This is a genomic window from Alicycliphilus denitrificans (assembly GCF_044792555.1).
In the GTDB taxonomy this organism is placed as follows: Bacteria; Pseudomonadota; Gammaproteobacteria; order Burkholderiales; family Burkholderiaceae_C; genus Alicycliphilus; species Alicycliphilus denitrificans_A.
This window is the reverse complement of sequence record NZ_CP126238.1, coordinates 1696618-1718666: the sequence shown is the minus strand read 5'-3', so window position 1 is coordinate 1718666 and position 22049 is coordinate 1696618. Positions and strand designations below refer to the sequence as shown.

Genomic DNA, 22049 nt, shown 5'->3' with positions numbered 1-22049 from the left:
TCAATACAGAGCGTTGCAGGTCTGCCCTGGCCTATTGCGACGCAGCAGGGCTGCAACGCCGCCCTGCCCGCCGCCCCGTAATGCGGGGATAACGTGCCATTCCTAGAATGCGGGCTTTTGCCCAGCGAGCCTGCATGCACATCCTGATCGTCGAAGACAACGCCCTGGTGGCCAGCGGCATCCGGACCGGGCTGGAGCTGCATGGTTTCACCAGCGACACCGCGGCCAGCGTGGCCCAGGCCGAGGCCCGCATGGCCAGCCGCGACTTCGATGCCTGCGTGCTCGACCTGGGGCTGCCCGATGGCGATGGCATCAACCTGCTGCGCCACTGGCGCGCCAGGGGGCATGACCTGCCCGTGCTCATCCTCACGGCACGCGGCACCATCGAGGACAAGGTGGCCGGCTTCCAGACCGGCACCGACGACTACCTGACCAAGCCCTTCGACCTGCAGGAGCTGGTGCTGCGCCTGCAGGCCCTGCTGCGCCGCGCGGGCGGGCGGGCCAGCGATCTGCTGGCGCTGGGCGACTGCCTGGTGAACATGACCACGGGCGAGGTCGTGCGCGACGGCGCTCCGGTGGACATTTCGCGCCGCGAGTGGATGCTGCTGCAGGCGCTGCTGCAAGCGCGCGGCCGGGTGCTGAGCCCGGCGCAGCTGCACGACAGCCTGTACGGCCAGGACCTGGACGTGGGCAGCAACACGGTCAACGTGCATGTGCACCACCTGCGCCGCAAGCTGGGGGCCGACATCATCGACACGGTGCGCGGCCTGGGCTTTCGCCTGGGCGCGCGCTACTGCGGCGGTGCGGCATGACGGCGGCGCCGCGCAAGAGCCTGCGCCTGCGGCTGATGCTGGGCCTGAGCCTGACCATCTGCCTGATCTGGGGCGGCGTGGCGGCCTGGCAGTTCACCAACATGCAGCGCGAGCTGCGCACCATGCTGGACGAGCGGCTGATCGCATCGGCCAAGATGGTGGTGGGCATCGTGCAGCAGTTCCAGCACGCTGAGCTGGCCGCCGCGCCGGGCGCGCACAGCGATGCGCTGCTGTCGGTGATTGCGCGCGACGGCGTGGCCTGCGAGGTGAGCCTGGTGCGCAGCGAGGTGGACATACTGCCCATCGCCCGCACCAGCAACATTCCGGACCTGGCGTCGGCCGGCAGCGCGGGCTTTGGCCAGATCACCAAGGGCGGCAAGCAGTGGCGCACCTATGTGCAGGAGGAAAACGGCGTGCGCGTGGCCACCGCCGACCGGCTGGACGTGCGCGACCATCTGGTGGAGACCTTCGTACGCACGCTGGTGCTACCCTTTGCCCTGGCGCTGGGCGGCATCCTGCTGCTCACCTGGTGGATTTGCTCGCACAGCCTGCAGCCCCTGGAGCAGCTGCGCGAAGAACTGGGCCGGCGCCCGCCGCAAGACCCCACGCCCGTGCAGTCGGGCCATGACACCCAGGAGCTGGCCCCGCTGGTGGACAGCCTGAACCAGCTGCTGGCGCGCATGGATGCCAGCATCGAGCACGAACGCCGCTGGACCGCCGATGCCGCGCACGAGCTGCGCACGCCGCTCACGGCCATCAAGACCCATGTGCAGGTGGCGCAGCTGGCGCTGGCCGCCAAGCGGCCGGACGCCGCGCCCGAGATCGCCGCCAATGCCCTGCGCCAGGCAGGCGAAGGCATTGACCACATGCATGCCACGCTGGAGCAGCTGCTGCAACTGGCCCGGGTGGAGAGCGCCAGCGCTGGCGAGGCGCGCAGCACCACGGGCGCGGGCATTGCCCAGGCCTTCCAGCTGGCGTGCAGCCAGTCGCAGCAGCGCGCCAGCGACGAGGGCGGGCCCCTGCCCGCCCGGCCGCTGGACATGCGCCAGCTGCCGGCCGACCCGCAGGCCTGGCAGGCCATTCAGCTGCCGCTGGCGCCGGCGCTGCTGACCTGCGCCATCACCAACCTGATCGACAACGCGCTGCGCCACCACCGCGGGGCAGAGCAGGTGAGCGTCACGCTGCAGTGGCAGGCCGACGCTGCCCCAGCCAATGGCACCGACAACCCCGGCACCCCCGGCATGGGGCGGGTGGAAATGTGCGTGCACGACCGGGGTCCAGGCCTCACAGCCCAGGAGTGCGAGCAGGCCATGCAGCGCTTTTGGCGCAAGTCCGGCAGCGGCCCGGGCAGCGGGCTGGGCCTGACCATCGTGCGGCGCATTGCCGAAAGCGTGGGCGGCACGCTGGTGCTGGAGCCCGGCGCGCCGGGGCTGCTGGCACGCCTGAGCCTGCCCGCGCAGGCGGCCATGCCCCGCGTGGCCGAGGGCTGAGGCGATGGAGCGCGTGCTGCAACTCGGCCCCCTGGTGCTGCCCTGGGCCATGCTGATCCTGCTGGCCGGCTGGCAGCTGGGCAGCCTGGTGTACGAACGCCTGTCGGCGCGCCAGGGCCTGGCGCCCGGCCCGCATGGCTGGCGGCTGGCGCTGCTGGCGCTGCTGGCGGCGCGCCTGGCCTTCGTGCTGCGCTACGCGGGCGAATATGGCGCCGCCCCCTGGTCGGTGATCGACATCCGCGACGGGGGCTGGGAGCCCTGGGCCGGCCTGGGCACCGCCCTGCTCTATGTGGCCGCGCTGTGGCTGCGGCGCAGTCCCTGGCGCCAGACGACCGCAGCGGGCCTGGCCGCGTTTGCCGCCCTGTGGTTCACGGGCCTGGCGCTGCTGCAGGCCACGGCCCCATCCGGCCCGGCGGGCCTGCCGGCCTGGCGCGGCGTGGCCCTGGACGCCCGCTCCCTGGCCCTGCCCGACCTGCGCGGCCAAGCCGTGGTGGTGAACCTGTGGGCCAGCTGGTGCCCGCCCTGCCGGCGCGAAATGCCGGTGCTGCTGCAGGCCCGCCAGGCGCACGCGCAGCTGCGCTTTCTGTGGATCAACCAGGGGGAGGCGCCCGAGGTCGTCACGCGCTTTGCCGCCCAACAGGGCCTGCCCGCCACCGATGTGCTGCTGGATCCTGCGTCGCAGCTGGGCCAGGCGCTGGGGCACAAGGCCCTACCGACCACGCTGTTCTACGACGCCCAGGGCCGGCTGCGGGCCGTGCGCGCGGGCGAGCTTTCGGCCGCCACGCTGGCGCATCACCTGGCGCAGATCACCGGCGCCAAGCCATGAAATACACGAGTGCCCAGGGCTGGCAGAAGCCTTGCGGGCGGGCTATTTGCCGTTGCCCAGGCGCTCCAGAGCCCCCCAATAATTGTCCTCCACCGCCGTCAGGAGGAATATCATGAACCCGTCGCATCCAACCGGCCGGTGATCCGGCTAAGGAGGCTAGCATGGCCTTGATGATCGCTGGTACGCCCAAGCGCATCGGTCTTGCATTGTCGGGCGGCGGGTTTCGCGCCGCGGCGTTCCACCTGGGGGTGATGCGCAGGCTTGCGGCGCTTGGCATCCTCGACCACATCGACCTGTTCACCTGCGTCTCCGGTGGCAGCATCGCCGGCGGCGCAGTCGTCAAAAATTGGGCCGACCCTGCCAGGCTAGACACCCTCGACAAGTACTTGCGCACGCGCTCTGTGGCCGTGTCGTCGGTGATCGGCGGTGTGCTCGATCCGTTTGAAAGCCGCCTGGACAAGCTTGCCGCAAGCTACGACCGAGACCTCTTCAAGGGCGCGGCGCTGGATGCCTTCGGCAGCGGGCCGCGCATTTACTTCAATGCCACCAATCTGGCGACCGGCAACATGTTCTTCTTCGTTGCCGGTGGCGGCGGGCCGGCCGAGATGGGCGAGCACGAGCTGGGCGTGGTGGCCGCACCCGGTTTCCCGGTCTGCCGTGCGGTGGCCGCGTCGTCGGCCTTTCCGCCGGTATTCCCGCCGCTGCGGCTCGACGCCAGCGCCTACGCGCATGCCAGCAGCGTCGAATACGTCACGCTCACGGACGGCGGCGTGTACGACAACATGGGCATCAACCCCCTGTTGCGCGCGCGCAATGCGCTCGACTACGTGATCGTCAGCGATGGCGGCAAGCCCTTCGCCTTCGATGAACGGCCCACCGAGTCGGGCGCCATCGTGCTGAAGGCGGCGCTGGACATCATGATGGAGCAGATCCGCGGCCTGGAATTCGACCGCCTGCAGCACCGGCACGCGGCACTCGCCGGCCCGCGGCCGCTGTGGTTCTCCATCGACAGCAAGGAGGGCCAGGCGCAGGCCGGGGACGCCGCGTTTGCCTCATCCATCAAGACGGATCTTGCGCGGCTGAGCGCCGAAGAGATGGATGTGCTCACACGACATGGCGGCGCCTTGGTCGAGGCACGCATCCGCCGCTACGCACCCGAGCTCATCAGCCCCTGAGCTGGTGACGCACGCAACGCCAGCGGCGCACCTGGGCAGACAGACTTTTGGAGCTTGGCCATGAAGTTCGACTACTGGATGCAATGGGGAACCGGGCTCTCGGACGCGCAGTTCGCCGCCGCATGGCTGGCGCTTGGAATCGTGGCCGGCACGGCACGCAAAGCGCCTGCCTCGCAAGGCTACCTCGGCTTGATCGAACGCCATCCGGATGCCGCAAGCGCCGACACGCTGCTTGAAATAGCACGGCACGCCGTGGGCGACGCCTTGTCGGCGGCGCGCGAACATGCGCTGAGCGTGACCTGGCGCTTTCCGGAGCCCACCGATACCGTGGATGCCGACGGCCGCCTGCCGCTGGTGCGCATTGATCCAGCGGCATGGGCGCAGGCTTGGGTGAATGTGGCAGGCATCATGGGCGTGCAGCCACGCCTGCGCATCGTGAACACGCCGCCGGGTGAGCCGCACCTGCCCTGGCTGCGCCTGCTTGGCGAGGCACGACCCGCGGCGGCGGCCGTCTCGATGGCATGGTCGGCACCCAACCCGATCCTGGTGCTCAATTGGCCGCTGCGCCTGGGCGCGGTGTCCGCCGACGGCGAGGCCGCCATCGCCGCCGCACTCGGCAAATGGCCGAGCGAGCGGCTGGCCCGCCATGTGAACATAGACCGCGACAACGCGAACTGCGACGTACTCGTGCACAGCGGCACCATGGCCACGCTGCTCGCCGCACTCCTGGCGCTGCCGTTTCGCTGCAAGGCCAACCTCGTGCTGATTGCCTCGGCCAGCGACGCCGGCACCGAGTCCATCGACGCGCAACTACAGGCGGTTGCGCAGCACACCAGCGCCAGCGGTATCGTGCTCTGGACACTGGAAGCGGATCCCGCAGCGAGCGGGGCCGCCCTCAATACGTTCGTAGAGGAGTTCTCGCACGACAAGCCGCTCGACCAGGCACTGCATGCGGCAGCGCAGCACCAGCCGGTCGGCACGGCAAGCACCTGGCTGACCGACGCCATCGCCGCTGTGCGTATGCGCTCGCTCGCGGATACGTTAGTCGCACGCGTGCAGGCTCTGCCCGCCGGGACTGCGATTGACGTCGAAAAACTCAGTCCCCACTGGGTGAAGCAAGTCACCCGCTTCACGGCCCGCACGGGCGCCCGTGCAACAACCATGCGAGCGGGCTATACCGACGCTGATACCGTGCAATTCGATACCAGCCAGCTGCACTTCGGGGGCGAGCGCGAAGGAGCCTCCGAGCTCGCGACGCTGGGCGCCGCCGTGGCCGATGCGCGCACCACGGAAGACACCGACACGCGACGGGCCGCACGCTTTCTGCAGCAGCAGTCCTTCGTGCGCCGGCGCAGCCGGTTCAGCACTGCCGCGGGCGGCTTCGTGGCCGGCAAGCCAGCGCTGGTGCGGGTTCGCATCGGCCCAGCAGAGGAAAAGTGGCAGTCGACTCCAAGCGAGTTTCCGGCGAACGCACTGCCGCCAGGACATCAGCAATGGCGGCTCACCGTCTGGCTTATCGAGCCCGGGCAATTGCCCGAGCCGCTGCACAAGTCCATCATCCTGCCCGTCGACGGGCCCAGCAGCGAGTGCGAGTTCCGCTTCACGCCCAAGGCCACCGGCCCATTCGATGGCCGCATCACCGTGCTGCACCGAGGCCGCGTGTTGCAGACGGCGGCGCTGCGCGGCGGCGTGGTCGCCGTGGATGCGCCTCAAGACCCAGGCGCAGCGCCGGTGCTGCTCGACCTCGTGCCGGTGCGCCACCGGCTGGGTGACCTGGAAGGCCGGCGCCAGTTCGACCTGGCGTTCGTCACCAACCACACCGAGGCGGGCGAGCCGCGCGGCGTCGCCTTGTCTGCAGACCACGCGTGGATCGCAGATGTGAGCAAAAGCCTTGCCGTGACGGCAGACATCAACACGGCGCTCTCCAGGGTGGCGAAGTCGGTGACCGACTACGCCGACGGGCTTGCCGGTGAGAAAGGCCGGGCATTGTTCGTCGACCTGGCGAAGAAAGGCGCGTGGCTGGATCTTTACCTGGTACGCCAACAGATAGACCGGCCGACCAACCGGCCCGATGTGGCGCGGCAGGAATACATCCAGATCGTGAGTACGCGCACCGACGCAACCGTGCCGTTCGAATTCATCTACGACCATGAGGTGCCGGACGACGACGCGGCCGTCTGCGCACACTGGCGCGACGCACTCACCCAAGGCAGCTGCCCGCAGCAATGCAGCGGCGGCGATGCCAGGCGCGTGTGCCCGCTCGGCTTCTGGGGCCTGCGCAAGGTGATCGAGCGCCACCAGGTGACACCCGAGCTCGCGGCCCCGGGGCGAGAATTCTTCCTGCAATCGGAGCCGGGGCGGGACAGCGCAGACCTGCCGCTTGGCGGCACGGCCCTGTTCGCCAGCAGCAAGCGGGTGCCCGGCGCCGCACAGGATACGGTGACCACCACCCTGAAGGAAAAACTTGGCGCAGCACCGGTGACGGCAACGACCTGGGGCGACTGGGCGACGATGGTCGCGCAGGCCAAACCGCATTTCCTGCTGGCACTGCCGCACACCGACGGCACGGGAGCCAACGTCACGCTGGAGATCGGCGGCACGACCATAGGCACGATCCAGGTGAAGAAGGCGCATGTGCATCCAGCCAACGAGCCCGCGCGCCCACTGGTCGCCCTGCTGGGCTGCGATACCGCCGGCACCGCCAATGAATACGCCGAACATGTCGCGGTGTTCCGCGACCGCGGCGCAGCCGTGGTGATCGGCACCATCGCCACCGTGTTCGGCGAGCACGCAGCGCGCGTGGGCGTGCTGCTGGCACAGGAGCTGCTGCCCAACGGGGCTGCGCCGCAGCGGCTGGGCGAGGCGATGCGCGCACTCAAGCAGCGGGCGCTGCTCGAAGGCCTGCTGATGCCGCTGTGCGTCGTCGCCTATGGCGACGCCGACTGGCGGCTCGTGCGCTAGCAGAGGAGTAGAAGACGATGGCCCACCCATTTTTCACGGTCGAAATGCTGCCGGCCAGGCATGGTGACGCGCTGTGGATCGAATTTGGTGATGCCGGTCGCACGCGGCGCATCCTGATCGACGGCGGACCGCTGCACGCCTGGCCGGAGTTTTCGGCGCGTCTGGACAGGCTCCCCGCGGGCGATCAGCGCGTCGAGTTACTGGTGATCACTCATGTGGACACGGATCACATCGAGGGCATTGTCCGCCTGCTGGCACTGCCTCGCGCGAAGTGGCCCATCGAGCCCATGGACATCTGGTTCAACGGCTACCGGCAGATAGCGGCGCAGACCGACCTGGGCGGGCGTGAAGGAGAGTTTCTGAGCGCCCTCATCCACCGCCGCGCCTATGACGAGTGGAACCACGCATTCGGCGGCAAGGCGGTCGTCGTTCCGGGCAAGGGAGCGCTGCCGCGCGTGGCGCTGCCGGACGACCGCGGCATGGTGCTCACGCTGCTGTCGCCCGACAAGGCCAAGCTGGCCACGATGGGCAGGCAATGGCGCAAGGACGTCGCACAGTGGGAGCTTGACCCCGGGGATCTGGACGCCGCATGGGTGCAGCTCGTCGATGAAACAAAATTCCACCCGGGCGCCGAACTGACGCTGGGCCCAGAAGACCTGACGGCCCAGCTGCGCGCCCAGCTCAAAGGAACGGACGCATCCGCGGCCAACGGCAGCAGCATCGCCTTCCTGGCCGAGTACGCCGGCAAGTCCTGCCTGTTCCTGGCCGATGCCCACATGAAAACCGTGTGCGCGTCCATTCGCCGCCTGCTCGCCCCCGGCCAGGACAGGCTGCGCGTGGACGCGGTCAAGATGGCGCATCACGGCAGCCGCAACAACCTGACGCCGGAGTTCATGCAACTCGTCGATGCCGAGCATTTCCTGTTCAGCAGCAACGGCGACAAGTTCAAGCACCCGGACGCCCAGGCCGTAGAGGCCGTGATCCGCGGCGCGCGGCGCAAGCCGACCCTGTGGTTCAACTACCGTAGTCCGTTCAATGAACGCTGGGAAGCGGACTCGCGCACTGCGCATGCCACCTATGCGACGCGCTATCCCCCACACGGTGAGGCCGGCATCGTGCTGCCACTGCTGGCGTAGCGATACCAAGGGTAAAAATAGGTCAAAACGCTTTCCTACAAAGCGCCTGAAGCTCCTATTAATAGAGCAAAAACGACGGCTATCCTGGGGTTGCACTTTTTTTCGAATCCCTGTCAACGCGGCTCCTTCAGACCGCGTTGTGGATACATCTAAGGAGTTTTCCCTATGACCATGACCACAATGCTCACTGCTTGGCCCGAAGACGAACGCGACCGTAAGCGCGCTCCATCCCGCCTGTAGGCGCATTCCCTGACCCAGCCAAGGGTCCATTGCTCCAGGTTTCCGCCATGCGGAATTTCAACCCAAAGAGCCAGCCGCCTCAGACTGGCTCTTTCTCATAGCAACGGTGGCAGTGACGGTGCCCAAGAGGGCCTTGGCGTCCCGGTATGTGATGCCAGGCACAGGCGGCGTTGCAGCCCTCTATGCCACCGATGGGGTGAGCCAACCCAAAAGCATCAATGCCCCCATCATGACCGGCTGGTGCAGCATGTAGTAGCTGAGGCTGTAACGCCCCAAGGCAACCAAAGGCGCCGCGCCACGCGGTAACGGCCTGGAAAACCAGTACTCACCACGGGCGAGCAGCCACTGCCCGAAGGCCATACCCCACCACATCACCCCGAGCCAGGGAAACAAGGGCACATAGTCCTCGGTAAAGGGTTTTTGCGTCACCCACCCAATCCAGTTCAGCGCTCGACCATTGAACTCTGCAGCCAGCGCAGCCAACGGTCCTTCGAACGCCAACGCTGCCAGCCAGGGCGAGGCAATGGCCAGCAGGCCAGCAAGCCACAACCAACGCCCCCAGCCTCCCGTCAGCCGTGCGACTAGCAGCATCAGCGCCATGCCATGCAACACGCCAAAGTAGATGAAACTGCGCGGAAACATGAGATAAGAGCCGGCCGTAACCAACAACGCACAGCCCACAATCTGCCCCCAGCGCCGCCAAAAGCGCGGCCACGCAAGCCCCCTGTGCCAGGCCACCGCCTGGCCTAGGCCGGCACATAGCAGAAACAGGCTCACGATCGAGGTGCGCTGCACCGTCCAGAAAGGATCGGCGCGAAAGTCCTGCGACCAATAGCCGAAGTGACTGAGGTCGAAGCAGAAGTGAAAGACCGTCATCCACACCATGGCCAGGCCGCGCAGCGCGTCCACCAAGTCATACCTTGCTGCGGCGCCACGCCCGCTCGCGCCAAAGTTGGATACCCTCACACAGACCTCCGATGATGCGCACCAGATCCGCATAGGGAGCCTCGAATATCTGGGGCGCCCTTGTCATACCACCCGGCGAAATTTCGACCGTCGCCCTTTCAGGCACAAGGCGATACCTCCCAGGCAAAGCTCGCACACTTTCCTTCCCATCTACGCCACCTCGCCTTGGCCACAAGAGATTTTTGCTCGCCCTGCCTGGCTGCGTTTCCTATGCGGCTCTTGTTCATCGGTTCGCGATTTACGCTCTACGCTTGCCTAGCCTGATCTCGGTCACCGTGATGCTTGCGGCAGGACTTGCACCCGCGGGTGTGCGCCGATGCTGGACGCAGCATAGACAAAAGGCCTTGCATCGAAATGATGCAAGGCCTTGATTTCATTGGTCGGAGCGGCGGGATTCGAACTCGCGACCCTCTGCTCCCAAAGCAGATGCGCTACCAGGCTGCGCTACGCTCCGATGCTCAGCATTCTAACCTGTCAAATTACACTGTCCTGGCAAACGGCGCGATATTTACTGTGGTCAACGCTTACCCGATGGCGTACCGGCGCCTGGCCCTGGGCCGCGCCCCGCCAGATGGCGGAAGGTAATGCGACCCTTGGTCAAGTCGTAGGGCGACATCTCCAGCGACACCTTGTCGCCGGCGAGGATGCGGATGTGGTGCTTGCGCATCTTACCGCCGGTATAGGCGATGAGCTGGTGCCCATTATCCAGGGTCACGCGAAAACGCGAGTCTGGCAGGACTTCGGTGACGCTACCCTGCATCTCAATCAGTTCTTCTTTGGCCATGTGTGGTCAGTCTCTCGATAACAAATGTCTGCAGTGGCGCACATGCAGCCTATGCGTGCGTCGCCGGGCGCCGCATCGACCTCTTCGTGGGCTCGAAGCACGGGGCTTGCAGGCAGGTGAGTCGCTGAACCCTGGGCATGGGGGGCCAACAGTCCGGGGGAAAGGCGGCTTCAATGAACATGCGTTGCGCTATGCATGAAACGGACAATTGTACTGCGATGCCGACGTACCCACGCTAACGTTGCGCTACGGCAGCAGCCAATGTTTTCACGAGATCTGACTGGGTAATGATGCCAAGCAGTTGCCGCTCTTCGTCCACCACGGGAATATGGTGGTGGCCAGCCTCAGAAAACAACGGTACCAGATCCATGACATGCTGCTCGGCAACCACCTGCAGCACGGGTGAGGACATCAGTTGCTGTACCTGATCGGGCCGCTTGGGGCGACCCATGATAAGCGCGCGCAGGCGCTGCCCCATGCCTTCATGCACCTCCAGGTTAGCCAGCCGCATGAAGTCCGCCACGGTGACGATACCGATCACCGCATGCTGCGCGTCCACCACCGGCAACGCCTTTATCGCATGCTTGCGCATCAGCGCCCAAGCATCCTTGAGGTGCGTGTCAGCCACCACGGCATGCACGGGTGCCGACATGATCTGCCGGCAGCGCAGCTCGCCCAGCGTGCGCTGAAACGCCGCCTTACCCGCCAGGTGCAGCAGGTCCACCAGATCATCGCGACTCACGTCCAGCACTTGGTTGTAGTGCAGCAAGGCAGCATCCAAATCGGCAGAAGTGAAGGCCCCGGCATCTTTGCGCGTGGAGACTGTACGCCCCTGGGCATGCGGGTAGCTGCGACCCGTCAGGTGATTGAAGACCACGCCCATCAATATCAGCAACAGTACGTTGAGCAACACTGGAACAGCCGCCATGGCCGTACTCTCCTGCGGGTGCAGCACCGCAAACAGCGCCATGCCGCCCCCAGGCGGGTGCAGACAGCGCAGTGCCAACATCCCGGCTACGGCTAGCCCCACGGCCAGGCCGCTGGCCAGAGACAGATTCGGCACCAGTGCTGCACAGGCCACGCCCACCAGATACGACAGTACGCTGCCCGCCAGAACCGGCCAAGGCTGCGCCAGTGGACTGGAAGGCAATGCAATGATCAGCACGGCGCTGGCGCCCAGCGAGGCCACCATCCAGGGCGGGGACGCCATGCCAAGCCAGTGGGCACAAACCGCAACCATGGCCACACTGAGCACGATGCCCGCCACCATGCGCAGGCGCTCGCGCTGATTGATGCACACGCGCGCGGGCTTAAAAAGGCGCAACCAGGTCAGGACGCGGGCAGGCACGGCCTCTGAGCGGGGTTTCGGGGCTGGGAGCAAAGACATGGCAAAGCGACGCACACCACAAGGGGGGCGCATTATCAGCGCAGCGTATTGGCAATGCGCAGGCATGGTTATGGGTTGAGGCCAACCGGCATCGGGGAGGAGAGCCCGATCACTCTATAGAATGGCCCGGCTTTTTTGCCATGATTGCCGCTACGTGTCAGACCGCCTTGCCGTACTACCGCAGTATTTGCTGCCCAAACACCTGCTCACCACCCTCGCCGGCCGGTTGGCCTCGGCCCATGCCGGCAGCCTGACCACAGCGGTCATCCGCCGCTTTGTGGCGCGCTACCAGGTGGACATGAGCGAGGCCGCCAACCCTGACATTGCAAGCTACGCGAGCTTCAACGACTTCTTCACACGCGCGTTACGCCACGGCGTGCGTCCATTGGCCGATACGGCCGTCGCATGCCCGGTGGATGGTGCAGTAAGCCAGCTTGGCCCCATAGAGCACGACCAGATCTTCCAGGCCAAGGGCCACCACTATTCCACTACGGCTCTGCTGGGCGGCGACGCGCAGTTGGCCGCGCAGTTCCAGGATGGGCACTTCGTCACCATCTACCTGAGCCCACGCGACTACCACCGCATTCACATGCCGTGTGACGGCCGCCTGCTGCGCATGGAGCATGTGCCGGGCGCCCTGTTTTCGGTGAACCCCACGACAGCGCGTGGTGTGCCCGGGCTGTTTGCGCGCAACGAGCGCGTGGTGTGCCTGTTCGAGACCCCTTTGGGCCCCATGGCACTGGTGCTGGTGGGCGCCACCATCGTGGGCAGCATGGCTACCGTGTGGCACGGCCGGGTGAACCCGCCACGTACGGGCCAACCGCGCCGCTGGGACTATGAAAAGCAGTCCATCACACTGCGCCAGGGCGAGGAAATGGGTCGCTTTCTGCTCGGCTCCACCGTCGTGCTGCTGTTTGCGCGCGACGCCGTGCAGTTCGAGCCTGACTGGGCGGCCTCGCGCCCCGTGCGCCTGGGCGAGGCCATGGCGCAACGGACCTCAGCCTGAGCGACGAATCAATACGGCTCGGATACGCGCTCGGTCGTGAACACCGTGGGTTCGAGCTCCAGTTCCATAGGATCGACAGGCTCGGCATTGCCGACCAGATACACAGCCAGGACATTGCGGCGCAGCGCGATATGGCTCACCGTTTCCCAGCTGCCAGCACGCCTGACACGCGTTCCAGGCTTGTAGACCGCCATGCGAAACTGTCTGGACCAGCCCCATGGCACTTCGGGCTGATCTGCGGTCTCGATGGGGGTTTGGCTGATTTCCATGGTTCGCGAACTTGGAGCGTGTTCAGAGTTTCTGCGCGCTGTGAGAAGCTTGGGGTATGAAAATGAGGTCGCCCAATCTGGGATCTCATAACCCGGGTTGTCATGCAGCATCTTTGCGCTGGGCTGCGATCCAGCGTTGCTCGTACTGCATCGTGCTGAGGCAGCCCACGGATGAGTGCCGTCGTGTGTGATTGTAGTGAACCATTCAATCGTATGCGTCCAGCAAAAGCCTCTTGAGAGAGGCGGTGTCTGGCAGAGGCATTTGGGGGCATCAGAAAATCCGATTTGTGCCCCTAATGGTGAACAGAAGGCGGCACCGAGGGTGCCGCGCCAACTCTGCGCAGCAAGCGCATCAAAGTCCCCAGAACAGGCCATTTTTCGTATGACCTTGTCCCTGAAAAGTGGAGTTCTTAGGATCAGGGGCTGCAGCACTTGCGGCGCGCATCAAGGTAGTTGCGCTTGTGCTTTGCTCACTGTGACCAGCTCGCAGCGGGACTTGCACCCGCAGGTGAGCGCCCATGCTGGGCGCACAAAAAAGCCTAAGTAGATCAACTACTTAGGCTTTTGTATTGGCGGAAACGGATGGATGCGCTAGCAGCGCTGGCGCTTGAGGTACTCGGCCGGCTTCGTGGCCCGGTACACGGCACGCTTGGCGGCGGACTCCGAAACGCCATATTTGACGCCTAAACCCTTGTAAGTCGCCTCGCCCGCCTGGTACTCAGCGACCAACGCGCGCTCCTCACCAGGCGACAGACTCCGACTCCTCCCCGGCACCCTCCCCCTCTCCCTGGCGGCAAGCTGCCCGGCAATAGATCTCTCCCTGATCATCGATCTCTCCAACTGGGCCACAGCGCCGAGCATCTGAATGACGAAGACGCCCATGCTATTCGTGGTGTCCAGAGGTTCCGTGACGCTTTTGATCGTGGCTCCGACCCGCTCCAGGTGGCGCAAGATGTCCAGCAGGTCAAACAGGCTCCGCGCTATCCGATCGATCTTGTAGACCACCAAGACGTCACCCTTACTCAGGAACGCGAGGCAGCGCGCCAATTCCTCACGGCCACGGCGAGATGCGCCGCTCGCCTTCTCTTGAAAAATTCGCTGGCAACCCGCCCTATTCAATGCATCCATTTGCAGGGCCGTGTCCTGCTCCTGCGTCGAAACGCGGGCGTATCCAATCAGCATTTTTGTTCCTCCTTGCGCTGATATTCGCCGGCTCGGAGAAGGGCAATCCGTGGATATACATCGTGCGGTTTTTAGGCGTGCGTCAGGGCGACGATGTAGAGCGGGAGAGCGCTGACGCGCAATACCGGTTTATCAAGCACGAGCAGGCCGGGCGCCTTGTCCAGCCTCATGCCTCGCGGCCGGCGGCTGCTGCGGTGTGACTGCCGCGACACTTGGGCGATGCGTTCGGCCTGGCCGGCATGGCTGCCTGGGGCGCGCTGGGGGCCTGGTGCTCCATGCCATGGGGTACGCTGCGCGGCCAGACGGCTACATGGGGCGTTGCCCCATACCCCGGAGGGGGCCTGGCTCAACAACGCAGCCTGAATTGCTCGTCTCGGGTTGACTTGCGTTCGCGGCGGATCCAATCAAGGTCATAGAGCCGACTGCCCGCGCGGCCCATGCGATCCAGGTCCTTGATCCGTTCATCCAGATAACTGCAGCGCGATGCCTTTGCATCGCCGGAATCCGGGTATTGCTGCACCACTGACGGCGGCACCATCGCTGCCTGGCGCAACTGCTCACCGGCATTGCGCTTGGCCCGTGCGATTTCGAGTTGCTGCTCCCAGGGCACGCGTGCCGGGACCGTTTCCGTTCGCTCAATCGTCCAGCCATGGCCACGGCAGTGGTCGGGCACCCAGAACAGGGCATTGTCCGGCCTTCGGCACAGGTAGATTCGCTTGGTGCCCGGGCCGGCGGGATCGCTCAAGGGAGGCGTCACGTCAACTGTCCGGCCGCCCTCGCATGGCTCATGCGAATAGGTGTTCCCACACCGATAAACCTCGGCGTGCGCGCCGAATGAAACGGGCAGCAAGGCGATTGCCCATGCCCACAAAAACCGCTTTTGCCGCATGCCGTCCTCCCCATGTCGGGGAGTTTAGCTATTGCAGTGTTGACCGCACCTGCGCATTGCGCTGGGCCAGGGCTTCCAGGTAACTATTGGGTTGCTGCGCGGGCTGGGCCTGGGCCGGCATGTTGATGACGACGGGCGGCTGCGCCGGCGCGGTAGGGCGTGCGGGATCTTCGCGGCGGGCTTGTTGCTGTGGAGGCTCCTGACGCTGCTTCCAGTCCATGAAAAAGCCTTGCGCCACGATCTGCAAGCACACCTCGCCGCTCACCTGCAGGAGCGTAGCTTGCTGGGTGTAGCACTTGCAGACCTTGGCCATGTGCACGCACGCGGCAGGGTACGGCGCTTCGATCGGCTGGGTGACTTGGTCATAGGCCGGGGCCGTATGCGGAAAGTCGGCCAGGCGTGGCTTGCGAACCTCGACGTAGTCACCGCTGATGTCCCGCGCCGCAGGCCTAGCCGCGGCTGTGCCAGTGGCAGAGGATGGCGCCACGGCGCCGGGAGGCGTGGCCTTTGCGCCGCCGACCCCCTTGGCGCGCTCAAGGACGCCACCGAACAGGTGGACGCCGGCCCATACAGCCAGGCCGGCCAGGATGACGCCGCCGGGGATGGCCCAGACCTTGAGCGGGATCTGCCGCTTAATGTTGTGCACATCGGCGGACTTGTACCAGGGCCGGGTTATCCATTCGCCGGCCTTGTCTTTTTTACCGAAGGCCTCTTTTGGGTAGCGCCAGGGGAATTTCTCGCTCTTGTTCTTGACCCGTTCCGGATCGGTCTGCATCCGGTTGAATTTATGGGCCACGGCGTTCTCGCTGCCGAAGGCACGGACCACATGCCAATGGGTTTCGCAGAGCTTGCGCGGCGTGACGTGGACCAACGCCGGGTCTTGCGTGATGAAGTAGAAGTCAATGCCGCGTTTGCCGTGCTTGGACAGCTCAAGGATCGGCGCGGGCACCCTGGCGCCGGGCGGGGCCATGCCCCAGAAGTCCTGCAGCTCATCGACCACGATAATGGCGTCATTGGGACACTCCATCCATTTGTCGGGATGGTCGATTTCCGTCCAGCCATCGAGCGTGACTTCGGGGATGTTGCAGTAGTAGACCGGGCGGCCTTCTTTCTTGGCACGCTCCTGCACCTGGATGAAGGTGAAGAGCGTTTTCCCCTGCCTGGGGAGGCCGGTGACGAAGTTGATCGGCATGATTTACTTTTGCACCAGGCGGCGCACCTTGTCGCCACCCAGGGAGTTCAGTAGCACCTTCACGCCAATGGCGCTGATGACGATGCTGATGTGTTGATCGATGCGGAAGAACCCGGCCCATTCGGCCAGGCTGGATGCACCCACCGATGACAAGAGCCCCGTCGCCTGGGTCTTGACCGTATCGACCAGGGTGCTGATGCCCACGTACTCGACATAGCCGAAACCCAGGGCCACCAGCACGCGGCCGACGAAGCTGGACACCAGTTGCAGCAGGCCCGCAAGAAACACGGAAGCGATCCACGGCATGTTTATCCCCTGTTATTGCGGCCACCGAGCACCCAGACCATGCAGCCGAGCAGCGTGATGCCGACGCCGGCCATGGACAAGACACTTAAAGGCCCGCAGATGCGAGAAAACGGAATGGTGACTTCACCGCTCTGACCGAAATTGAGCGAAATAGAGGGATCCGCAGGGCATGAACTGCCCCAGCCGAAACCGGACTGATCAAAGCTTCCAATGCTGACCTGCGCGGCTTCGCTCTTGAGCTTGTCGGTATTGAGGCCATCGCTACCATCCACAGCTGCTGTATAGACGCTATCGGCTGGGTCATTGAACAGCTTGCAATTGCGAATATGCTGCTCGCGTGCAATGGCGCACTGGATTGCATCGCCCTCGCAAGTAAAGCCTGATTCGCACGATCCGCCGAACCCAGATTCATCGTCTTCGCCATCACCTTCACCATTACCAGTGCCGCCATCAGTGCCACCAGTAGCGCCGCCACTAGGCACCAATGGCATGCACTCCTTTTCAATTTTCACATAACCGCCAGGACATATGCCATCACCATCTGGCGGCTTGGGTTGATCGGAATAACAAAGATTGCCTACCTGCTTCGTACCAGAAGGGCATTTACCATCTTTATCTTTATCCACGGGATTGGGAGGTTTCACATCAGAAAGTTTTGCTGAGCCGCCCGTGCCGCCCGTGCCGCCCGTGCCACCCGTGCCGCCCGTGCCACCCGTGCCGCCCGTGCCGCCCGTGCCGCCCGTGCCGCCGGTGCCGCCCGTGCCGCCCGTGCCGCCCGTGCCGCCGGTGCCGTCACCTGTGCCGCCGGTGCCGCCACCTGTGCCGCCGGTGCCGCCACCCGTGCCGCCGGTGCCGCCACCCGTGCCGCCGGTGCCGCCACCCGTGCCGCCGGTGCCGCCACCCGTGCCGCCGCCCGTACCGCCACCAGCGCCACCACCTGTGCCGCCACCCGAATCAGTCGGACCACCACCAGAGCCACCGCCACTATTCGCAGAGCCACCATTGCCAGAGCCACCGCCCGAGCATTTACCGCCAGTGCCAATGCCGTTACCCGAGTATTGCGTAACCAATTCGCCCTTGCTATTTGTGAAGCTCACAGAAAAAGACGAACGGACCCGAATCTGACACCCCTCAACGCCCTCAGAAAACCCCGTAGAGCACAAATATGTCGTCGCACTTGGACTGTCTACCTCATACACACCATAATCTTTACCCGCAGGACATTTGTCAGGGACGCATTTGCCATTAACGCGCGTCTGCCCCTTTGGGCACTCGGGTTCTTTTACGCAAAAACCATTTACTCGGATTTCATCTGGTTTGCAATTGTCGGGAACACATGCGCCGCCTTCTTCGTGCTGACCTATCGGGCATGGATTTTTAGGCTTACACTGCCCGTCTTTTTCCTCAAAACCCATATTGCAAACACATGAGCCACTTTTATCAGTTGAATTTTCCGGACAAGAATACAATTTTCTAATATAAAACTTGTAGTTTGTAGGATCACCAGCACGCTTCACATAAACCACAGAAGGCTCACAGCCCTGCATGGAGCCAAGATTTCCACTCGGAGCCCACACCCCATTAACAAAATCTAATATTGCAGAACATGCCGCGCCATAACTGGAATATTGTCCAATTTTCCAATCAGTTGGCTCATAAACCTCAACCTTATCCAAAGCTTGCGCCACACCAGAAAAGAACATCAAACAAAACGCAAATATCACGCAGAAAAAATGAGCCATGCCGCACCTCATGGCCAAAAGATGATTACGCCGGCCAGCACCAACGCACACAGAACCCAAAACCCCATGACCGGCTCCCCAAGTTAGTGAGAAAAAAGGGGCGCACCCTTGCGAGCACGCCCCTCCCAAAGCGCCCTTTACAGGACGCGCTGAACCCACTTGTAGAGCTTGATCACAACCACCAGGGAGATCACGGCCACGCCGATAGCGCTAACGGCAGTCACGCCGCCGCTGATCGTGGACACGATGTCCGAGGTGTCGATGGTGACGCCTGCAGCGTGCGAGCTGCCGGCGGCCACCAAGCCCGTCAGGCCCACCACCGCAGGACGCGCCAGAGCGTTTCCAGCCTTACAGGCCAGATCGGCTGCAGCGTTCACAACAGACAGGGCGCGGCGTTTCTCAACGTTGACGAGGTTCATTTCTTCACTCCGATTCGAGGTATTTACGGGCCTGCCGCAGCAACCACGCCACGGCCATGACCATCAGCAGGGCGCCTCCAATTTCCACTGCAGATTGGGGGTCCAGGTTGAAGGGGCTCATTTGGGCCAGCTCCAACCTGGTCACGACGATCAGCGCATCGGGCGTGTCGCAGGACACTTCCGCGTAGCTCTGGCCGTCGTGGTGCAAGCAGTACATGTGCGCTCTTCGTCAGTGCTGGCCAGCGTGCAAGCCGCCCTCGCGCTCGCTGGCTCGCGCCTGGTCGGCTTGCGTGCTGGCGCGCATCCTGTACACACGCCGCGCCATGGCACGGCCGATGCGGCTAAGGCCGGGCAGTAGGAACGGACCGTGTTGCTGGCGCATGCGTGCCTGGTCAATGCGTATGCGGCGTTCTTCCCAGCTGCACACGGCGTCGGCCACTGCACTGATGAGGTCGCGCACCAGCGTCCAGGCAACGCCGCCGATGACGCCCGCCGCAAACGCGATTTGCGCAACGCTGATCGCGAAGGTGCGCAGCTCAGCTTCTGTCATCGTGATCATTCGACCGCGTCCAACGTCAGATCGACCGGGGTCACCATCGTGGTTTCGCCAGTTTCCTTGTCGGTGCTGCGAAACGGCTTGCGCGTGTAGCCGCCGAGCTGGGCCTGCACGGTGATTTCGTCGCCGGTCTGGCCCAGGCGCTGCTTGCTGCGCACTTCGACCGTCTGCGGGCGGCTGTAGGGGTCCGGGGCGGGCGTGACGATGCGCGTGTACGTCGTCTTGTCGTGGCGGCGCGCGGCGTCGATGCGGCCACGGATGACCACTTGCATGGGGGCAAGCTTCATTCCCTGAGCGGATGCGGTAACGGGTGCGTTCATGGTTCAGTCTTTCAAGCGGCAAGCCGCAACAGGTCCCGGCTGACGTGGTACTCAGGCCGATTCCGCGCCGGGAGGTGGCAGAAGCGGCGATCCGCGCGCAGCGGCGCGAAATCGTGAATGGGGCAATCGTTGGCGACGATGAACACGTCCGAGCCGCGCCAGCTCACGCCGGACTCCTCCAGCAGCTTGCGGTTGCGGTAGAACGTAGGCTTCGTGTAGCGCTCGCGGGCCTTGTCATCGCCACGCGTGGCCATGACCTGCCAGAAGGCATGCAGCACATGAGCGAGCTTGGCCGGGTGGCATTCCTGCAGGCGCCGCCATACGGCCTCTTCGGTGCGGACGGTTTCCATGCCTTGCTTCCCTTCTCGGAGTACTCGCTCGATTTCGCTGTCGTGAATGCGCTGCAGGTAGTCGTCGCTGACTTCCGACACGCGGGGGCATCGGCCAAAGTCGTACTGCAGCTTGTCTGCGTGGATTTCCACCTCGACGCGCAGGCGCTTGTCAGCCAGGCGTTGAAGGGCCTGCACTTTCCGTTCGACGCGCTCGAAGTTCTTGCCGTCGTCGTCGCCGTGAAGGTGGCTGAAAAGGATGCGAAAAAAGCGCTTCAAGCGCCCCACGTCGTGGACCCGGAATTCCGGGCCCTTGTGATAGAACTTGACCGTAGTGGTCTTGCCGGGGAAGTACAGCGATTGGGCCGTTTTCATGGCCTTCTTCCCCCGCCTGGGGAAGCTCAGCAGCTGCATGGATTCGAAGAAGCGCTTCACCTGGGTCTGCGGCAAGTCGAAGACGTTCGCCACGTCCACGCGGTGGACCGTCCAAAAGTCGGCCGCAGGCAGGTCGGTATCGAGCAGCTTTTCCACCAGGGCGACCAAGTCGCGGCAGGCCGTCAGGAACACCGAGGGACCGCCGTACACGTTGTGCCCGAGCTGGACCTTGTGGACGCTGGCCTCGACGATCAGGTAGGGCTCGCAAGGATGCATCGCAACGCGGCCGTTCTTGTCGGCCACATGCTCCTCGTGCATGGGCTTGATCGCAATGCGGCTGTCCCAGGAGCCGAGCAATTCGCCCGCGTGGAGTTCGTACAGGACCTCGCCGGTGCCCAGGTGCAGGCCCGAGCGCAGGATGCATTGCTGCTCGATCCGGCGCATCAGGGAGGCATCCATGTAGGGCGAGCGCAGCTTAACCGTGTCGTATGCCATCAGGGCCGCCCCATGGATGCGTTTGTCTCACACATGAGACTGTCAGGCGGTGCTACCACGCCCGCCTGACAAAAACCGCCCCGTGGCAGAGCGCGCGAAAAACGCCGTCCTGCAGCCGCTTCGCGGCTCAGGAAGGCGTGGTAATCGAGGTCCGTCGTGGCCTGGCTGATGTAGTCCGTGGCGTACTCGCGCAGCAACGTGTCCACCTCGAACACGTGTTGATCGAACCAGGCCGAACGCTCGGGGTTCTCCATGCACATGCGCAGGTGCGATGACACGCGGACGATGCGCAATGCCGCCCAGCTCATGCGGGGCTCGGGGGCGCTGTAGAGGTGGACCATGCCGGAACCGGACTGGCCGCCGTTGATGAGCTTCACGTGCGGCGCTCCCTAACTTGGGGAGCGGCGCCATTCCAGCGACGGCGCATGGCCGCAACGCGAATGAGCTCGGGATCGCCCGAGGCTTCTTCATTCGCAATGAGCTGCTCGACCATCAGGCGGCGGTGCCTGGCAACCGTCATCACCTTGCCTTCGTGCATTTCCCCGACCTGGGGAAGCACGCGGGAATCGACCATGCGCGGCTGCAGCTCTTGCGCCTGGTGCTCCAGCAGATCTCGCTGGCGGGCCAGGAATGCGAGCTGGGCCTCGCCGGCCTTGCGCTTGGGCTTGTGGCTGTTGCAGATGCCGCCGCTGGTGACTTCGAGGTCATGCAGCGTGCAGGCAGTGCGCGGGGCGATGACCGGGCTGTCGTGGCGCGTGACATCGAAGTGCGCGCAGTTGCGGCAGCCTGGCCGCTCGCCGGGGGTCTGGTAGCCGACCTGGGCGTGTTTGGCGACGAGTCTCATGCAGGCCACCTACGGCCAACAGACACCAGCGCGCCTGGGGCATACATGCACTCGGACTGATGCACCTTCGCCAGACGACCAGCCGGGAAAAAGAACAAGCAGAGGAAGTGATGACGGGTGCCCACCCCCTGCCCGGCGGCTGGAGCCGGCAAGCTGGCCGCCGTTTGGGTGGCAGGGGGTGGGCAAACGATGACGCTTGAGATGTGCACCAGGCGGAAGAAATCGCCCGTGTGGTACTCGAGCTCGAGGACGTTGCCGTCTACGGCGCGGACGGTGTAGATGCCTTCCTGGTAGACAACCTTCGTTCCTGCGGTGATGGGGGAATGGGGCATTGCCGGCTCCTGTGGG

25 protein-coding genes and 1 tRNA gene are annotated in these 22049 nt (G+C 64.6%); 8 read left to right on the top strand and 18 right to left on the bottom strand.

Annotated elements, in window-relative coordinates:
- Positions 1 to 134 precede the first annotated feature (134 nt).
- From P7644_RS08180 to P7644_RS08155, 6 genes are all read left to right on the top strand, one after another.
- Positions 135 to 812 carry a response regulator gene (locus P7644_RS08180; protein ID WP_404302708.1) on the top strand — a complete coding sequence of 226 codons (678 nt, stop codon included), beginning with the start codon at positions 135 to 137 and terminating at the stop codon, positions 810 to 812.
- The gene (locus P7644_RS08175) at positions 809 to 2302 is read left to right on the top strand and encodes an ATP-binding protein (RefSeq protein ID WP_404302707.1); all 1494 of its coding nucleotides are present in this window, start codon (positions 809 to 811) and stop codon (positions 2300 to 2302) included. The genes P7644_RS08180 and P7644_RS08175 overlap by 4 nt, the downstream gene beginning before the upstream one ends.
- A gap of 4 nt (positions 2303 to 2306) precedes the next feature.
- Complete coding sequence (locus P7644_RS08170) at positions 2307 to 3128, top strand: TlpA family protein disulfide reductase (protein ID WP_404302705.1); 822 nt, start codon at positions 2307 to 2309, stop codon at positions 3126 to 3128.
- 161 nt (positions 3129 to 3289) lie between these two features.
- On the top strand, positions 3290 to 4303 hold the full coding sequence (locus tag P7644_RS08165; protein ID WP_404302704.1) for a patatin-like phospholipase family protein: 1014 nt from the start codon (positions 3290 to 3292) through the stop codon (positions 4301 to 4303).
- A 60-nt stretch (positions 4304 to 4363) separates the two neighbouring features.
- A complete protein-coding gene (locus P7644_RS08160) occupies positions 4364 to 7264 on the top strand; it encodes a hypothetical protein (protein WP_404302703.1) in 2901 nt (966 codons plus the stop codon).
- Between the two features lie 17 nt (positions 7265 to 7281).
- Positions 7282 to 8400: a ComEC/Rec2 family competence protein gene (locus P7644_RS08155; protein ID WP_404302702.1), complete on the top strand. Its 1119-nt coding sequence runs from the start codon at positions 7282 to 7284 to the stop codon at positions 8398 to 8400.
- Positions 8401 to 8820: 420 nt separating this feature from the next.
- Here the strand turns inward: P7644_RS08155 and P7644_RS08150 are convergent, their stop codons facing one another.
- From P7644_RS08150 to P7644_RS08135, 4 genes are all read right to left on the bottom strand, one after another.
- Positions 8821 to 9525, bottom strand: a complete 705-nt coding sequence (locus P7644_RS08150; RefSeq protein ID WP_404303161.1) for a heparan-alpha-glucosaminide N-acetyltransferase — start codon at positions 9523 to 9525, stop codon at positions 8821 to 8823.
- 458 nt (positions 9526 to 9983) lie between these two features.
- Positions 9984 to 10060, bottom strand: a tRNA-Pro gene (locus P7644_RS08145).
- A 63-nt stretch (positions 10061 to 10123) separates the two neighbouring features.
- Positions 10124 to 10390 carry a translation initiation factor IF-1 gene (gene infA / locus P7644_RS08140; RefSeq protein ID WP_404302701.1) on the bottom strand — a complete coding sequence of 89 codons (267 nt, stop codon included), beginning with the start codon at positions 10388 to 10390 and terminating at the stop codon, positions 10124 to 10126.
- Positions 10391 to 10625: 235 nt separating this feature from the next.
- The gene (locus P7644_RS08135) at positions 10626 to 11777 is read right to left on the bottom strand and encodes an HPP family protein (protein WP_404303159.1); all 1152 of its coding nucleotides are present in this window, start codon (positions 11775 to 11777) and stop codon (positions 10626 to 10628) included.
- Positions 11778 to 11931: 154 nt separating this feature from the next.
- Here P7644_RS08135 and asd point away from each other — a divergent pair, with 154 nt between their 5' ends.
- Complete coding sequence (asd, locus tag P7644_RS08130; RefSeq protein WP_404302700.1) at positions 11932 to 12783, top strand: archaetidylserine decarboxylase; 852 nt, start codon at positions 11932 to 11934, stop codon at positions 12781 to 12783.
- An 8-nt stretch (positions 12784 to 12791) separates the two neighbouring features.
- Here the strand turns inward: asd and P7644_RS08125 are convergent, their stop codons facing one another.
- Together P7644_RS08125 and P7644_RS08120 are read right to left on the bottom strand one after the other, a co-directional pair.
- Positions 12792 to 13052, bottom strand: a complete 261-nt coding sequence (locus P7644_RS08125) for a hypothetical protein (protein ID WP_404302699.1) — start codon at positions 13050 to 13052, stop codon at positions 12792 to 12794.
- Positions 13053 to 13643: 591 nt separating this feature from the next.
- Positions 13644 to 14234: a recombinase family protein gene (locus P7644_RS08120; protein WP_404302698.1), complete on the bottom strand. Its 591-nt coding sequence runs from the start codon at positions 14232 to 14234 to the stop codon at positions 13644 to 13646.
- A 2-nt stretch (positions 14235 to 14236) separates the two neighbouring features.
- Between P7644_RS08120 and P7644_RS08115 the strand changes: the two genes are divergently transcribed.
- Positions 14237 to 14434: a hypothetical protein gene (locus P7644_RS08115; protein WP_404302697.1), complete on the top strand. Its 198-nt coding sequence runs from the start codon at positions 14237 to 14239 to the stop codon at positions 14432 to 14434.
- A gap of 146 nt (positions 14435 to 14580) precedes the next feature.
- On the opposite strand, the gene P7644_RS08110 is transcribed toward P7644_RS08115, so the two are convergent.
- The 12 genes from P7644_RS08110 to P7644_RS08055 form a co-directional block, all read right to left on the bottom strand.
- Positions 14581 to 14979 carry a hypothetical protein gene (locus P7644_RS08110; protein WP_404302696.1) on the bottom strand — a complete coding sequence of 133 codons (399 nt, stop codon included), beginning with the start codon at positions 14977 to 14979 and terminating at the stop codon, positions 14581 to 14583.
- Positions 14980 to 15151: 172 nt separating this feature from the next.
- The gene (locus tag P7644_RS08105) at positions 15152 to 16315 is read right to left on the bottom strand and encodes a zonular occludens toxin domain-containing protein (protein WP_404302695.1); all 1164 of its coding nucleotides are present in this window, start codon (positions 16313 to 16315) and stop codon (positions 15152 to 15154) included.
- 3 nt (positions 16316 to 16318) lie between these two features.
- Positions 16319 to 16621: a DUF2523 domain-containing protein gene (locus P7644_RS08100; RefSeq protein ID WP_404302694.1), complete on the bottom strand. Its 303-nt coding sequence runs from the start codon at positions 16619 to 16621 to the stop codon at positions 16319 to 16321.
- A 2-nt stretch (positions 16622 to 16623) separates the two neighbouring features.
- Complete coding sequence (locus tag P7644_RS08095; protein ID WP_404302693.1) at positions 16624 to 18363, bottom strand: hypothetical protein; 1740 nt, start codon at positions 18361 to 18363, stop codon at positions 16624 to 16626.
- Between the two features lie 137 nt (positions 18364 to 18500).
- Positions 18501 to 18782 carry a major capsid protein gene (locus tag P7644_RS08090; RefSeq protein WP_404302692.1) on the bottom strand — a complete coding sequence of 94 codons (282 nt, stop codon included), beginning with the start codon at positions 18780 to 18782 and terminating at the stop codon, positions 18501 to 18503.
- Positions 18783 to 18786: 4 nt separating this feature from the next.
- Positions 18787 to 18999, bottom strand: coding sequence for a hypothetical protein (locus P7644_RS08085; RefSeq protein ID WP_404302691.1), 213 nt, complete (start codon positions 18997 to 18999; stop codon positions 18787 to 18789).
- A gap of 12 nt (positions 19000 to 19011) precedes the next feature.
- On the bottom strand, positions 19012 to 19332 hold the full coding sequence (locus P7644_RS08080) for a hypothetical protein (protein ID WP_404302690.1): 321 nt from the start codon (positions 19330 to 19332) through the stop codon (positions 19012 to 19014).
- Positions 19333 to 19337: 5 nt separating this feature from the next.
- Entirely contained in the window at positions 19338 to 19658 is a 321-nt protein-coding gene (locus P7644_RS08075; RefSeq protein ID WP_404302689.1) for a single-stranded DNA-binding protein, read from the bottom strand.
- Between the two features lie 11 nt (positions 19659 to 19669).
- Positions 19670 to 20857 carry a phage/plasmid replication protein, II/X family gene (locus P7644_RS08070; RefSeq protein WP_404302688.1) on the bottom strand — a complete coding sequence of 396 codons (1188 nt, stop codon included), beginning with the start codon at positions 20855 to 20857 and terminating at the stop codon, positions 19670 to 19672.
- The gene (locus tag P7644_RS08065; RefSeq protein WP_404302687.1) at positions 20857 to 21234 is read right to left on the bottom strand and encodes a hypothetical protein; all 378 of its coding nucleotides are present in this window, start codon (positions 21232 to 21234) and stop codon (positions 20857 to 20859) included. Before P7644_RS08065 ends, P7644_RS08070 begins: the two co-directional genes overlap by 1 nt.
- Positions 21231 to 21701: a hypothetical protein gene (locus P7644_RS08060; RefSeq protein ID WP_404302686.1), complete on the bottom strand. Its 471-nt coding sequence runs from the start codon at positions 21699 to 21701 to the stop codon at positions 21231 to 21233. The genes P7644_RS08065 and P7644_RS08060 overlap by 4 nt, the downstream gene beginning before the upstream one ends.
- Positions 21698 to 22033, bottom strand: a complete 336-nt coding sequence (locus P7644_RS08055) for a hypothetical protein (protein WP_404302685.1) — start codon at positions 22031 to 22033, stop codon at positions 21698 to 21700. The genes P7644_RS08060 and P7644_RS08055 overlap by 4 nt, the downstream gene beginning before the upstream one ends.
- Between the last annotated feature and the right edge of the window lie 16 nt (positions 22034 to 22049).

Coding starts and splice junctions, on each gene's coding strand:
- P7644_RS08160 (WP_404302703.1), top strand. CDS start 4,364: ATGAAGTTCGACTACTGGATGCAATGGGGAACCGGGCTCTCGGACGCG.
- infA (WP_404302701.1), bottom strand. CDS start 10,390: ATGGCCAAAGAAGAACTGATTGAGATGCAGGGTAGCGTCACCGAAGTC.
- P7644_RS08120 (WP_404302698.1), bottom strand. CDS start 14,234: ATGCTGATTGGATACGCCCGCGTTTCGACGCAGGAGCAGGACACGGCC.
- P7644_RS08150 (WP_404303161.1), bottom strand. CDS start 9,525: ATGGTGTGGATGACGGTCTTTCACTTCTGCTTCGACCTCAGTCACTTC.
- P7644_RS08100 (WP_404302694.1), bottom strand. CDS start 16,621: ATGCCGTGGATCGCTTCCGTGTTTCTTGCGGGCCTGCTGCAACTGGTG.
- P7644_RS08135 (WP_404303159.1), bottom strand. CDS start 11,777: ATGTCTTTGCTCCCAGCCCCGAAACCCCGCTCAGAGGCCGTGCCTGCC.
- P7644_RS08075 (WP_404302689.1), bottom strand. CDS start 19,658: ATGAACGCACCCGTTACCGCATCCGCTCAGGGAATGAAGCTTGCCCCC.
- P7644_RS08080 (WP_404302690.1), bottom strand. CDS start 19,332: ATGACAGAAGCTGAGCTGCGCACCTTCGCGATCAGCGTTGCGCAAATC.
- P7644_RS08125 (WP_404302699.1), bottom strand. CDS start 13,052: ATGGAAATCAGCCAAACCCCCATCGAGACCGCAGATCAGCCCGAAGTG.
- P7644_RS08180 (WP_404302708.1), top strand. CDS start 135: ATGCACATCCTGATCGTCGAAGACAACGCCCTGGTGGCCAGCGGCATC.
- P7644_RS08090 (WP_404302692.1), bottom strand. CDS start 18,782: ATGAACCTCGTCAACGTTGAGAAACGCCGCGCCCTGTCTGTTGTGAAC.
- P7644_RS08175 (WP_404302707.1), top strand. CDS start 809: ATGACGGCGGCGCCGCGCAAGAGCCTGCGCCTGCGGCTGATGCTGGGC.
- P7644_RS08095 (WP_404302693.1), bottom strand. CDS start 18,363: ATGGCTCATTTTTTCTGCGTGATATTTGCGTTTTGTTTGATGTTCTTT.
- P7644_RS08085 (WP_404302691.1), bottom strand. CDS start 18,999: ATGTACTGCTTGCACCACGACGGCCAGAGCTACGCGGAAGTGTCCTGC.
- P7644_RS08060 (WP_404302686.1), bottom strand. CDS start 21,701: ATGAGACTCGTCGCCAAACACGCCCAGGTCGGCTACCAGACCCCCGGC.
- P7644_RS08155 (WP_404302702.1), top strand. CDS start 7,282: ATGGCCCACCCATTTTTCACGGTCGAAATGCTGCCGGCCAGGCATGGT.
- P7644_RS08070 (WP_404302688.1), bottom strand. CDS start 20,857: ATGGCATACGACACGGTTAAGCTGCGCTCGCCCTACATGGATGCCTCC.
- P7644_RS08165 (WP_404302704.1), top strand. CDS start 3,290: ATGGCCTTGATGATCGCTGGTACGCCCAAGCGCATCGGTCTTGCATTG.
- P7644_RS08105 (WP_404302695.1), bottom strand. CDS start 16,315: ATGCCGATCAACTTCGTCACCGGCCTCCCCAGGCAGGGGAAAACGCTC.
- P7644_RS08170 (WP_404302705.1), top strand. CDS start 2,307: ATGGAGCGCGTGCTGCAACTCGGCCCCCTGGTGCTGCCCTGGGCCATG.
- P7644_RS08055 (WP_404302685.1), bottom strand. CDS start 22,033: ATGCCCCATTCCCCCATCACCGCAGGAACGAAGGTTGTCTACCAGGAA.